The 12,075-nt window shown below is 49.8% G+C and carries 15 protein-coding genes; 7 read left to right on the top strand and 8 right to left on the bottom strand.

Translation table 11 applies throughout. The features are described from left to right. Position 1: 1 nt before the first annotated feature. Positions 2-571 carry a recombinase family protein gene (locus KNQ03_RS01765; RefSeq protein ID WP_064299856.1) on the bottom strand — a complete coding sequence of 190 codons (570 nt, stop codon included), beginning with the start codon at positions 569-571 and terminating at the stop codon, positions 2-4. A gap of 199 nt (positions 572-770) precedes the next feature. Here KNQ03_RS01765 and KNQ03_RS01760 point away from each other — a divergent pair, with 199 nt between their 5' ends. Then, positions 771-1,244 (top strand): hypothetical protein, encoded by a 474-nt coding sequence (locus KNQ03_RS01760; protein WP_029341746.1) that lies wholly within the window; start codon positions 771-773, stop codon positions 1,242-1,244. After that, positions 1,234-1,956, top strand: a complete 723-nt coding sequence (locus KNQ03_RS01755; RefSeq protein ID WP_251140225.1) for a nucleotidyltransferase domain-containing protein — start codon at positions 1,234-1,236, stop codon at positions 1,954-1,956. Before KNQ03_RS01760 ends, KNQ03_RS01755 begins: the two co-directional genes overlap by 11 nt. 67 nt (positions 1,957-2,023) lie before the next feature. Here the strand turns inward: KNQ03_RS01755 and KNQ03_RS01750 are convergent, their stop codons facing one another. Continuing rightward, entirely contained in the window at positions 2,024-2,809 is a 786-nt protein-coding gene (locus tag KNQ03_RS01750; protein ID WP_214723240.1) for a pentapeptide repeat-containing protein, read from the bottom strand. Positions 2,810-2,853: 44 nt separating this feature from the next. Between KNQ03_RS01750 and KNQ03_RS01745 the strand changes: the two genes are divergently transcribed. The 4 genes from KNQ03_RS01745 to KNQ03_RS01730 all read left to right on the top strand — a co-directional run bounded on the left by KNQ03_RS01745 (position 2,854) and on the right by KNQ03_RS01730 (position 4,622). After that, complete coding sequence (locus KNQ03_RS01745; protein WP_214723238.1) at positions 2,854-3,285, top strand: GNAT family N-acetyltransferase; 432 nt, start codon at positions 2,854-2,856, stop codon at positions 3,283-3,285. After that, positions 3,282-3,905 (top strand): hypothetical protein, encoded by a 624-nt coding sequence (locus KNQ03_RS01740; RefSeq protein ID WP_214723237.1) that lies wholly within the window; start codon positions 3,282-3,284, stop codon positions 3,903-3,905. Before KNQ03_RS01745 ends, KNQ03_RS01740 begins: the two co-directional genes overlap by 4 nt. Before the next feature lie 32 nt (positions 3,906-3,937). After that, complete coding sequence (locus KNQ03_RS01735) at positions 3,938-4,267, top strand: antibiotic biosynthesis monooxygenase (RefSeq protein WP_035407890.1); 330 nt, start codon at positions 3,938-3,940, stop codon at positions 4,265-4,267. A gap of 118 nt (positions 4,268-4,385) precedes the next feature. Continuing rightward, positions 4,386-4,622, top strand: coding sequence for a hypothetical protein (locus KNQ03_RS01730; protein ID WP_029341740.1), 237 nt, complete (start codon positions 4,386-4,388; stop codon positions 4,620-4,622). A gap of 1 nt (position 4,623) precedes the next feature. Here the strand turns inward: KNQ03_RS01730 and KNQ03_RS01725 are convergent, their stop codons facing one another. Together KNQ03_RS01725 and KNQ03_RS01720 are read right to left on the bottom strand one after the other, a co-directional pair. Next, entirely contained in the window at positions 4,624-5,880 is a 1,257-nt protein-coding gene (locus KNQ03_RS01725) for a hypothetical protein (RefSeq protein WP_214723235.1), read from the bottom strand. Next, entirely contained in the window at positions 5,877-7,145 is a 1,269-nt protein-coding gene (locus KNQ03_RS01720; protein ID WP_214723233.1) for a hypothetical protein, read from the bottom strand. Before KNQ03_RS01720 ends, KNQ03_RS01725 begins: the two co-directional genes overlap by 4 nt. Before the next feature lie 154 nt (positions 7,146-7,299). Here KNQ03_RS01720 and KNQ03_RS01715 point away from each other — a divergent pair, with 154 nt between their 5' ends. After that, positions 7,300-8,118: an alpha/beta fold hydrolase gene (locus KNQ03_RS01715; RefSeq protein ID WP_055968162.1), complete on the top strand. Its 819-nt coding sequence runs from the start codon at positions 7,300-7,302 to the stop codon at positions 8,116-8,118. A 72-nt stretch (positions 8,119-8,190) separates the two neighbouring features. On the opposite strand, the gene KNQ03_RS01710 is transcribed toward KNQ03_RS01715, so the two are convergent. Genes KNQ03_RS01710 through KNQ03_RS01695 form a run of 4 tightly spaced genes read right to left on the bottom strand, consistent with a single transcriptional unit; the run spans position 8,191 to position 12,070 of the window. After that, positions 8,191-9,222, bottom strand: coding sequence for an NAD(P)/FAD-dependent oxidoreductase (locus KNQ03_RS01710; RefSeq protein ID WP_214723231.1), 1,032 nt, complete (start codon positions 9,220-9,222; stop codon positions 8,191-8,193). Positions 9,223-9,277: 55 nt separating this feature from the next. Further along, positions 9,278-10,000, bottom strand: a complete 723-nt coding sequence (locus KNQ03_RS01705) for an energy-coupling factor transporter transmembrane component T family protein (protein WP_214723229.1) — start codon at positions 9,998-10,000, stop codon at positions 9,278-9,280. After that, complete coding sequence (locus tag KNQ03_RS01700) at positions 9,972-11,501, bottom strand: ABC transporter ATP-binding protein (RefSeq protein ID WP_251140224.1); 1,530 nt, start codon at positions 11,499-11,501, stop codon at positions 9,972-9,974. The genes KNQ03_RS01705 and KNQ03_RS01700 overlap by 29 nt, the downstream gene beginning before the upstream one ends. Then, entirely contained in the window at positions 11,498-12,070 is a 573-nt protein-coding gene (locus KNQ03_RS01695; RefSeq protein WP_047390306.1) for an ECF transporter S component, read from the bottom strand. Before KNQ03_RS01695 ends, KNQ03_RS01700 begins: the two co-directional genes overlap by 4 nt. Positions 12,071-12,075 lie beyond the last annotated feature (5 nt).

Genomic DNA, 12,075 nt, shown 5'->3' with positions numbered 1-12,075 from the left:
GTCAGCCTTTATCCGTTGCATCGATTGTCTCGCTTTCGAGATATCGGTACAACGTACTTTTACTAATACCGGTCTGTTCGCGGATATCAGCGAGTGAATAGTTTTTACTTTGATACATCGCGATCGCGCGGCGGACATTTTCATCCGGCTTCCGCGGTCGACCGGTCTGCTTTCCTTGTTCTTTTGCTTTTGAGAGTCCGGCACGTGTCGACATGCTGATGACGTCACTTTGCAGCTGGACCAGGTGGCGTGCCGTTTCAAGAAACGACAAGGAGGCACGCTCGCTCGTCCGAATCTGTTCGCGGAGTGACCACAGCGTCGCACCGCGTGTCTCCATGTGCTCGAGCATCTCGATCAAGTGCCGCGTCGAGTCTGCTAAGATGTAGAGATGCGTGACGATGACTTCGTCTCCCGTCTGAAGGGTCTCGAGCATCTGTTCTAATTCCGTCCGTCGTTTGGCCGAATCATGCGTCTCGATGACACGTGTCGTCACATCAATCTTGTCGGCTTCCTCTTGTTGCGTAGAACAGTCTGGATCATCCGGATAGGGTCTCATGTAGAAATATTGCATGAATGGAGCTCCTCTCTGTCGATCACGATCGACGTCAGTTCCTCATCAGTATACCGTATTCTCACCTCCGTGCCGCAGAAAACCGAAAACATGCCTTTCTTCTCATGTTCGTATCGACTAATTTGTGGTAAATTGAGTGGAAGTAAGTTTCTCGGACTCATCCCGATACCATTCATTCTTTTTAAATGAGGTGCTCATCATGAACAAAGAAGATCATCAACTCGCCCGTCAGCTCTTGACGACCTATTTCATCGGTACACAATTAGCGACGGTCCATGTCGCAGGCTACGTCACGCTCGAATTCATCAATTTGTTCGATACGACTGCGCCTGAACTACGACTTCGGATCGAGACGGATCGTCTGTTTTATGGCGATGTCGAGACGACACAGGACTGGGTCGTCCGCCATGCGACGAAGGAAGAGATGTTACACTTGATCGTCTCGCTTCACGCGGAACGCATCACCGGTGTCCGGATCGGAAAGACGGCACCGCACTTATTCCTAACGTTTAGCAACGGACAAACGCTCGTCTTGAACGGATCGGATACATATTATGAATCGTGGGCGATCGATATCGGTCTCGCACCACACCGAGCCGACGCGACGATCGTTGCCGTACCGGGTGACGAACTGGCCGTCTTCTCCGGAATCGGTGAACAAGTTGAAGACTAAGTGGACACGCATGGAGTGGTGCGACTGGATCATGCCGCTCGTTGCGTCACGGTACCCGAATCACTGTGCTGTTTTACTTGCCGGCAGCCATACGCGAGGGCAAGCGACCGCACAATCAGATGTCGATGTGATCATTTTTGAAGCAAGTCGAGGTCAGGCGTACCGGGAGTCGTTCATCCATGACGGTGTCCCGGTCGAAGCATTCGTCCATTCCTTTGAGACGATTCAGTCGTTTTTCGAGAGTGATCGGGAACGTGGTCGCCCGTCCCTGCAACGAATGATTGCTGACAGTTGGACAATCGAGGATCATCCGCGACTTGCATCTATCCGTCAGGAAGCCGTTCAACAATTGGCGGACGGACCGATTGCGTGGACGACTTCGGAACAAGAGCGCGCACGTTATTTTTTAAGTGATATGCTCGACGACTTCGAGAGTGTGACGAACCGCGCGGAAGGTCTAGCGATTGCGTCACGTTTATATGAACAGAGCATCGAGTTCGTCCTTCGCGCCAATCGTCGCTACATCGGGCAAGGGAAGTGGGCGATCTGTGCTCTTGCGGAGTTTGACGAAGACTATGCTAGTCGACACACAACGGCATTCGAGTTGTATTATCAATCGGATGACCGGCGAGAGGTCGTCGCGTTAGTCGATGATTATCTCGCACCATTCGGCGGGCGTTATTTTGACGGCTTTACGCTCGGGAAACGATAACAAGCAAAAGGAGGTACGCTTTCGGATCAATCGACCGAAAACGTGCCTCCTTATCGTTCGCTTCTGTTTAACGCCAATGGGACGGACGGAGTAAGCGACGCGGTAACTGCGTCGCTGCATTGCCGATTGCCGCATTGATTTGTGCCTGTGTCAAAAAGAGTGCATCCGTCAGATCGGCGTCTTTGACGTTACAGTCTCGCAAATCCGCCCCGAGAAAGTTGACTCCGCGCAGGTTACTGTGCGACAAGTTCGTCGCGAGCAACCACTGATTCTGAACACTGGCACCTGAGAAATTACGTCCTTGTAGCTGTTTTCCGACCCAGTCGCGTGGTGTCTGTTCGCGTCTTCCGCTATACTGAGCTTGAACACGCGATGCAATCATTTCAAGGAGTGGTCGGACGGTTTGACGAACCGGTATCAAGTCAAGTCGTTCAAATTGATCGGCTGGTAATGCCGCGTACCGAGTCAGTGCAGCAAGCGTCTCATCGAGTTGATTGTGGATGTCACGCGTGACATCACGTTTCCCGTCGGTTATGTACCACATCATTTCAAACAAATGAACCATCTTCGGGAAGGTAGCATAGATCGCTTGGCGTCGCTTAGGTGCATCATCGCCTTCAAATGTCTGCTGTGACAGATGCTGTCCGGCACCGAAACAATCATAGACGGTACAGCCTTTGTAGCCGCTGTCGCGTAACCGGTCATGGATACGACAGCTGTAATCGGCGTCAAGATTGCGACACGGTGTTGCTTCCGGTTTGTCATGACCAAAATCACTGGATTTCGAAAAAGCGAGTGCGGTACAACATAAACCAAAACACTTCGTACAATCAATCTGGAACGTAGGTTCCATCGGATTCACCTCCACCACTACTATAACAAGAAAGGAGTTTGGACATGCTGCAATTTCAACTCAAGGAAAATGAGAACGGACAGGACTGGCTTAGGCAGCAAGTACGCCAATACAATGTCGAGCGATCACCGTTTCATGCGACGAAACGCTCCGAGGGAACAAAAGCCGTCACGTTACTTGCGACGCGTGATGATCAACCAATCGGCGGCATCTCAGGGGAAATGTACTGGGGCTGGTTACATATTGAATGGTTCTTCGTTGCCGAAGAGGAACGGGAAAGTGGGCTCGGTACTCAGTTATTCCGTCAACTGGAGGAATGGGCACGAACAGCGGGTGTTCAGCGAATCCGCGTCGAGACGTTCTCATTTCAAGCGCTTCCGTTTTATGAGCGACAGGGATTCGTCGAAGTCGGACGAATCGATGACTATCCACCAGGGATGAGCAATCACCTGCTCGTCAAACAGGTCGACCGATGAAACGGCGTCTCCTCCTCATCTTATTGTTCGGTCTCGTGCTCGGAACGCTGACGGGGATACAGCCACGTCAAGAGAGCACTTCCTTTACGGCGAAGCAAGTCGCCCGGTTATATACACAGATGACGAACACACCGGTCGAAGCGCGCGACGTCTATTTCGTCGAACGACTGTCTGGGCATTATGCCGTCGCGTATCTTGAAGCGAACCACGACCGCTTGTTTCTGCTCATCCACCAAACCGACGAATCCGAGCGGATTGATCGAATCATTCGCTCGAAACAGACGATGGAGACGGATTGGTTCGAAGGTCGCTTGTTGACCACGGACGAAGGGCGATACCTTGTCGCCTACGGCATGAATGGTTCGAAGCAAATGAAATCGATCCGGTTCGAGCCGTATAAGACGACGGCTGATGGGGAGGCACCACTACGTCCAATGCAGCGCTCATTGTCTGTAGCAGATCAGGAACGTTTCCATACCGTCCAACCGTTACCGGATGCCTTCCCGCATTCGCTCTATTTCGAGATGATCGCGACGAGCGTAGACGGAAAAGAGACGATCCAACGCTTGACGTTACCAAGCGATAACGCATCCGTGTTTTCTACGACCCGTGACTTCTAGTATACTGAAGACGAAAAAAGGGGGAAATGAACATGTGGATCGTCATGAACCAGTTACACGTCGTCAAAGGTGCAGCAGATCAGGTCGCAGCGCGTTTTAAGACGACGAAAGGAATTGAACGGATGGAAGGGTTCCACCGGATGCAAGTCCTCGTCGATATCAGTCAGGAAGAAGAAGACATCGTCACGATTATGACGACATGGTCGAATCAAGCAGCATTTCATGCATGGCAAGAGAGTCAAGCGTACAAAGGCGTGCACCATAAGCGGGATAACGGAACGTCCGAAGTCAAACCGCTCGTGACGTCGAATACCGTCACGGAATATGCGATCGTCGCTGATCACAGTGCCGCAACGGAATAACAAACAAAACCCCTTGGGAGGAAGTCTCTCAAGGGGTTTTGTTTGTAACTATAGATTAGAGTGTTTTTCCGTAATCTGGGTATATTCTAACAAACTAGATGAAACGAGGTGGCACCGTATGGTATATCGTAAACCTGTCGTCTCTAGCCTGTCCGTCCTCGGGGGTATGATCCTGCTTTTCGGTTTCTTGACGAGCGGTGGCTTCATTTATCTCTACTTCTTCGTCTTGCTGTTTGCTTGCGTCTCTTTCTTACGTGAACCGTTGACGCGTAAAGAGTGGTTGCGAGAGGGGATTGCCTTCATCTTCTGGTGTTCCTTGATTTATTTGCTCCAGCATCTCGTCTTCATGGCGTGAGTCATTTTTCGTATTGCTCGAACAAAGGAAGGATGATGTCACGACCTGTTGCTGATAAGTGAATCGACACGTCACGTTTCGGATCCTTCAAGTAAATCTCGGTCTTTTTGACACGCTTGTCGAGATAAACTTCGTATTGCTGTCCTTTCGTCCCTTCTCGGAACGTCAGGTATTTCCACTTCGCCCGTTTTCCCCGCACATCAGACTGTTCACTCGTCTTGATGGCTTTTTGTAATTTTCCGGATTCATCACTGGTCATCATGATCATTTTGTCCCAATCGAAGCCTTTTTCCGAAGTAAAATCATCTTCTTCAAAACGGATATGCTGGAACTGCTCTTGATGGAATAGCGTCACTTCCAGGTGATCCGCTACTACGTCGTCTGCTGTCTGTTCCGGCTCTTGAAGTTCAGGCGGTCGTTCCATCGTATGTCGAATCGATAATTCATAGCGGAATTCGCGTCCGTTCTTCTCCGTTGCGATGAGCGTTCCGTAATGTTCCGGTGTCCCGTCACCCGGGATGAACCGGACCTTGCCCGGTTGTTTCATCGAATGAATCGGGCGTTCCACATGGCGTCCACCGTATAACTCGGGTAAGCGCACCATCACGTCATAAGTCGAACCGAATTGTTGATTGTAGACGAGATAGAGTTTGACGTCACGTGTAAATGGTGTGAGTGAATGCGTGTACGTAAAGATCGTCGTCCGAGAATCTTTTTTCGTGACATCCGTCACGTCGATGACAAGGTAACCTGAACCTGGGAGCTCTAATGTTCGAGCGGAGTGATCGGCAACCTTCTCATTACGAATGAACCGATCGTCTTTTTTCAATACAGTAGGCTTCATGTTAAAGTCCTGTCGTTGTGGAGTCAGATCTGTCTTCTTGAAGACATCGTCTTTCTTTGCTAGCGGATAATATCCACTTTTTAATGGCGTTTCGCAATATAAGTAGGTCTTCTTTCCGGATTGAACGTAACGAACGGTTTGACCTGCATAGTCATCGAATGGATTCGCCATCATGACGGAATAGATGCCGCCGACAGAGTAATCTTCGGGTGCATCGCTCGCTTTCGACGCGCACGTTTTTTGGATGACGATTCGTTCCTTCGCTGACAAGGTTCTTGGACCTTGATCACTAAATTGTCCTCCATCATATAGTTGTGATAAGTAATCCCATTTAAAGTTTGGTGCGTCTCTTTGACAACCGCTTAATGCTAGTGTTGCACCAAGTGTTAGTCCGATCCAGTAACGTTTGTTCATTGATTAAGCACCTCACTAAGTGCTTCACTGGTCGTACCTGACAGCTTGGCACCGTTCTTTGATCCTGGTTTGACGACATAGATTTCAAGCTTTTTAGCGCGTTTGCGTTCGAATAGCTCGAACATTTGGCTTTTCCCTTCGCGCATCAACGTTAATTTTTTCTGCTTTAGTTTTGTGCCTTGTGGCTCCATGACGTCGGTCTCTTTTAATTCCTGAGCGATTTTTTTCGCTAGTTTATCCGGTATTGCTGAGACGAACTTATAATCGCTATCGATGAGCTGTTTCGGTGATTGATGGATGAAACCGACATAATCGCTTGTGGATGCTTGAAGGAATCCATAATCGTAATTCACTGGTTTTGTGTAGGTTTTATTAAAACGCAAATATATCGATGTTTCTTGGACGACTTTTCCGTCCTCTTGTTTCCGAAGGGTTGCGAACTGGACAGTCTGACCTGTCGCAATCGTATCCGGCAGTTGCTTTCGCTCAATCTGATAGGCTTGTCCATTCATATATTCTTGAATCGTCGAAGGGAATCCGACACGATCACCACTGAACATCAGCTCGATCGACGATTGTTGGACACCACCATCCGGACTAGCGCGAAAAGCTAAATTCAATTCGGAACCGGATAGTGACTCGGTCGTCTCAAAGAGTGTTTGTTCTTTATCTTTGCCTTTCTCTTTCATGTAGACGACGAGTTGTCCTTCCGGTGGCAAAGATAGTTGATAGGACGGGAAAAGGTACCGTCCGAGCTCTTTTACTTCTTTACGATCTTCGTTTTCCTGTTTTTGTTGATCTGTCACTTCTTTTGGAACGGGTCCAAAGCGAACGACTGTCGATTTAGCTTTAACCGGTTGTTTTGACCAATCGACGAATGGATAATCACTTCGCTTGATCTGATGGACCGCATAATCCGCATGGCGAATCGGCTGACACGCAAGATAGTCCTTTTTTTCGTCTGACAGGAAACGGACGTGTTGGAACTCACGCCCTTGGATACTCGGAGGCAGGAAGTATAAGTCAAATCCTTCGTGTTGCACATATCGATCAGGTAAGTGCTTCATGTCTGGTTTTTGCTGGCAAACCTTCAACAAAGCAGCGGTTTGTTTTTTCGGGAGATCCGGTATCTCTTGCCCATCAAAGGTAGTCGAAATACCGCCCCAGTAATTAACATCGTATGTAAGGTCTAAGTATTGTTCTTTAACGCATCCGGCAAGTAAGACTGCGCCTGCGAGAATACCGGTATGTATATAGCGTCTCATGAAAAACCTCCTTTATCCTATTGACTATATTTTACCATAATTTCTAGAATAGACAGAATTTTCTATAATACTTTAACATTAAGATGTTTAACATATCTTGACTCGGGAATATTAGATGCATGCACGGTCAATCTATTACTATGGGGGTTTTATGATGGGTACATTCATTCAAGCAGTTGATGGCACGAAAATTTATGTCGAGGATGTCGGGTCGGGTCAACCGGTCGTCTTTTTACACGGCTGGCCGGCAAACAACAACATGTTCGAGTATCAAAAGAATCTGCTCGTCGAAGAAGGGTACCGTTACGTCGGAATCGATTATCGCGGTTATGGCAAATCAGATGCGCCGGCAACGGGATACGATTATAAGACAATGGCGTCTGACGTCAATGAAGTCATCGAACAGCTGAAATTAACGAATGTCACGTTACTTGGCTTCTCGATGGGAGGAGGAATCGCCTTGTCCTATCTCTTGCAATACGGAGATTCAAAAGTTAGTAAACTTGTCCTCGCAGGAGCTGCGGCACCTGTCTTTACACAGCGAGATGGCTATCCATACGGGATGACGAAAGAAGAAGTCGATGCGTTGATTGCCGACACGAAACAAGATCGTCCGTCGATGCTCAAAGGATTTGGGGAAATCTTCTTTGCGAAGGAGCATCCAGAACCACTTCAACAATGGTTCCATGGTCTTAGCATCGCCGCTTCGTCCCACGGTACGATTCAGTCAGCAATCGCATTACGTGATGAAGACTTACGTGGAAAACTCGAGAACATCAAAGTCGATACGTTGATCATCCACGGTAAAAAAGACCAAGTTTGTCCGTTCGAGTTCGCGGAAGAAATGCAAAAGGGAATCCCACATGCACGACTTGAAGTCTTCGAAGAGAGTGGGCACGGTATGTTGCTTGATGAACAAGAGAAGTTCAACGAAACGTTACTCTCGTACGTTAAAGGAAATCAAACCGTCTAATCCAACAAGCCATGGACACCCGTCCATGGCTTGTTTTTGTGTACAGAAAAAAGCGTGCGCCGGCGCACACTTTTAAGGGCGATACTTCCGCATGAACCGTTGATCGATCCAGCGCTTCAGGTACCAACCGAACGGGTGAGTCGAATACTGATTGCCATACATTGAAACTGCATGACGTGGTCCCATCGATAAAATCGTCAAATAGTTCGTTTGCGGACGATAGGTTTGCAGTGCCTCTTCCTGGACGTACCGTAATAGATTTGCTAGTAAGATTGGTGCTTGCCGGACAGCTGTGACACCGTTCTTTGGAATATCGGGATAAGCGACGAGGGTCGCCGCGTCACCCGCAGCAAACAGACTTGGATGATTGAGCGCTTGCAACTGTTCATTGACGAGTAGGAACCCGTCTTCCGTATAGAGCTTGCTGTCTGCAAACAATGCCGGTGCTTTCGCACCCGTTAAGCGGATGATCGCATCCGACTCGATTGGAGGGTGATGCTTGAAGCGGAGTGATGGTTCGTCATCTATTGGACGTTCCCGGATCCAATACACATCGAGTTCTTTTAATCGTCTCGCAATCGCTTCCGCTGCGGGGTGTCCTGAAAGTAACTCGGGATCCGTGATCAGTGTGATCGGCACATCCGCCACTTTCAAGGACGCCGCCATCTCGACGGCCGCTGCGCCGCTTCCAATCACGACCGGACGCTTTGCTTTTTGCAGACGCTTTAATGTATCCGGTAACCGGTAGTTCGGTTTGATCGATAATCGTGTCGTGTCTTCCGACCAATCGAACGAGCCGATATTCGTCGAGACGACGTCATAAGTATAGTGTCTGCCGGATGCACCGAAGACGACTTTTTCATCGGGGTCGATTTTGATGACGGTCTCTTCGATGAACTGTTTATCATAGGCGCGACACAGTGCGGCGACGTCGATACGGATCTCATCGATATCGTACGTTCCGTCAGCAAGTCCGGAGTACATGCCCGAGTAATATTGGTACGTCGAGGCATTTAAAATCAGCCACTCGACGTCTTCTGTGGGTCCATTGGTAATGCAATGCAGGTGAGCGTGTCCTGCACCAATCAAAAGGATTCGTTTCATGTCGTTCTCCTTCAATCTGTCTTGCTAGAATGTACCCGGATACGGGTGGCGGTAATCATAGCCAAAAGACAAGACTGATGAACAGGAGGATGACCATGAGATAGATAACATCCTGGCGCTGAACGACTGGCACTTCATAATATGTCCGTTCTGCTGAAAAATGACGGGCTTCGAAAGCGGTCGCCATCCGTTCTGCCCGCTGGATCGATCGCGAGAAGAGCGGTAAGCCGATTGATAGGAACGCATCACCAGGAAAGCGACTGTGAACGTTCCGAATCATCCGGACTTGCCGTAAGACGCGAACTTCTTCGATCAAATGTGGAAGAAAGCGGATCCCGGCAAGAAATCCGTACGCGAAGCGAGGCGACACCTTTGCTTGGTGAATCAAGCTCATCACGAACCGGGTCGCATCGGTCGTCGTGACGAAAGCGAAACTTAAGCAGACGAACGTTGCCATCCGTAAGGCAAGTAACCAGCCGTGCATGACACTTTCCGATGTGACATGAAACCAACCAAACGACCATAGAGGATTCGTTCCTTTGCCGAAGGCTGCCATCATCCAGAACGTCAATAAGAATAATAGACTGTAAGGTGCGAGTCGTTTCAAGAAATCGCGAGGACCCCACCCGGAGAGGAGTAGCATCGCGATAGCAAAACTCAGGAACACCAACGTCTTGACCCAGTCGTTCGTTGCAATTAAGGCAAACATGATCAAAAACAATCCGCTCCCCTTGATGACAGGATTGAGTTTAGCGAACGGTGACGCGTTTGTCTGCATGGCGCTTCACCTCCTGGAATTGGTACGAAAGTGGACGTTGTAGCTGACAGCGTTCGAGTAACGGAACGTCAGCGAATAACTCGCTCGGACGCCCGTCAAAAGCAATCCGCCCTTGCTCCATGACGAGGACACGATCCGCGTATCGGGCGACGAGTTCCATATCGTGTGTTGCCATGACGAGCGTCGTTCCGTTCTGTTGTTCCGTCAACAACTGTTCCATGAGCCGGCGTGTCGTCAATCCATCCTGTCCGAACGTCGGTTCATCGAGCAACAACACATCCTTCGACTGCCCGAGCATCGTCGCGACGCTGAGCCGTCGTTGTTGCCCCGTACTAAGCGCAAGCGGTGACTGCTGTTTGACAGATGCGAGTTCCAGTCGTTCGAGCAACGCTGTGCGCTCATCACTCGTAGCTGCCCGGTGACTCCAGTCGATTTCCGCTTCGACTGTCAGTTTGAGAAACTGCAGATCCGGTTGTTGAAAGACATAGCCAACGTGCTCATAAAAGCGTCGCCGGGAGTAACGCTGAGCCGGACGTTCTTGGAACCGATATGTTCCTTGATGCGAGAGCAACCGACCGAGTGTTGCAAGCAACGTACTTTTCCCGGATCCGTTTGCCCCGAGCAGCATCACCCATTCTCCCGTCTTCAGGGAAAATGTCGCATCGGTCAGCGAGTAAGGGGCTTTCGTCGATAATGCAGCGACGTGTAACAAGGCAGTGCCTGCTGTAGCGACTGGAGGAAGCACGTGAAGTCGCGCTGCTTGTGGTCCATCTATGGGTAACGTCTCTAACGTGTACGGATACAAAGAGGGAACAGCGATCCCTTTCGATTGAAGCTCTGTATACGCCTGCGGGAACAAATCCTGCGGATGCGCCGTCGCAGTCACCGATCCGTCTTCAAGTAAGATGATCTGATCGACATACGGCAAACAGACATCGAGTTGGTGTTCAATCAAGACGATTTTTAAATCATGTTCTTTCTGAATCCGAAAGATCAACGCCATCAGCTCGTGTTGCCCAATCGGGTCAATCTGAGCCGTTGGTTCATCGAGTAATAGAATCGTCGGCTCGAGCGCTAGGACCGCGGCGAGTGCGAGGCGCTGTTTCATCCCCCCGGATAGACTCGCGATCGGTGTCGAGAAGGGGAGAGGGAGACCAACAAGTGTGAGTAAGTGTTCAATTCGTCCCTCCATCTCCGCACGCGGAATCGACCGGTTTTCTAAGCTAAAAGCGATTTCGCGTCCGATCGTTTCCATGCAGAACTGTTCTTCTGGATTTTGGAATAAGACTCCGACCGAACCGGACCGGGTAACGGTTCCAGTCTGTTCGACTTCGATCGTCTCCGGTGTCAGTCCGGCTAAGGCATGAAGTAGTGTCGTCTTGCCACTCCCGCTTCGTCCGAGCAGAAGGGTCGTTCCTTGCTCGATTGATAGCGATACATGATTGAGCACCGATTTCATCTGACCGGGATAGCGGATGCTGAGATCGTCGACAGTAATCATGCGACTTCCCGTTTCGCACGTCCTGCCGCAAACCCGTTCAAGACACCGGTCGCAACAAGGCGACGGACGAGAATCGCTGCAAGCAAGCCGCCGAGTAATGCGCCACTAATCAATTGTAAGCCAGTTGTTGCAAGTAACGTCGTCGTCGTGTAGTAACCGAATCCGTTCGCAATCAGACTATAGACAATGCTACCAATCGCGGCTCCAACACCCGATAACATCAATGTCCATGTGTCATAACGGCGATAACGCGTCATCGCAAAGACGAGTTCCGCACCAAGCCCTTGGCATACCCCGATGAGAAGAGCCGATAAACCAAAGTGACTACCCGTGAACAGCTCGACGGCTGCCGCGACGATTTCCGCGATGAGAGCGGCACCTGGTTTTTGAATGATGGCTGCGACGAGCGGGCTCGCGATGATCCAGATCCCAAACATCCAGTTGGCACCGACAGGTCCGAAGATCGCAGACATCGGTAACCAGAGTGTTGACCAACCAAGATAGATGACCCCGCAAGCGACGGCGAGCATCATCATGACCATGATTTCTTTCATTTTCCAGTGTTGCATTAGGT

The organism is Exiguobacterium sp. s143, assembly GCF_018618895.1.
Taxonomy (GTDB): domain Bacteria; phylum Bacillota; class Bacilli; order Exiguobacteriales; family Exiguobacteriaceae; genus Exiguobacterium_A; species Exiguobacterium_A abrahamii.
This window is presented reverse-complemented; position numbering and strand designations above follow the sequence as displayed.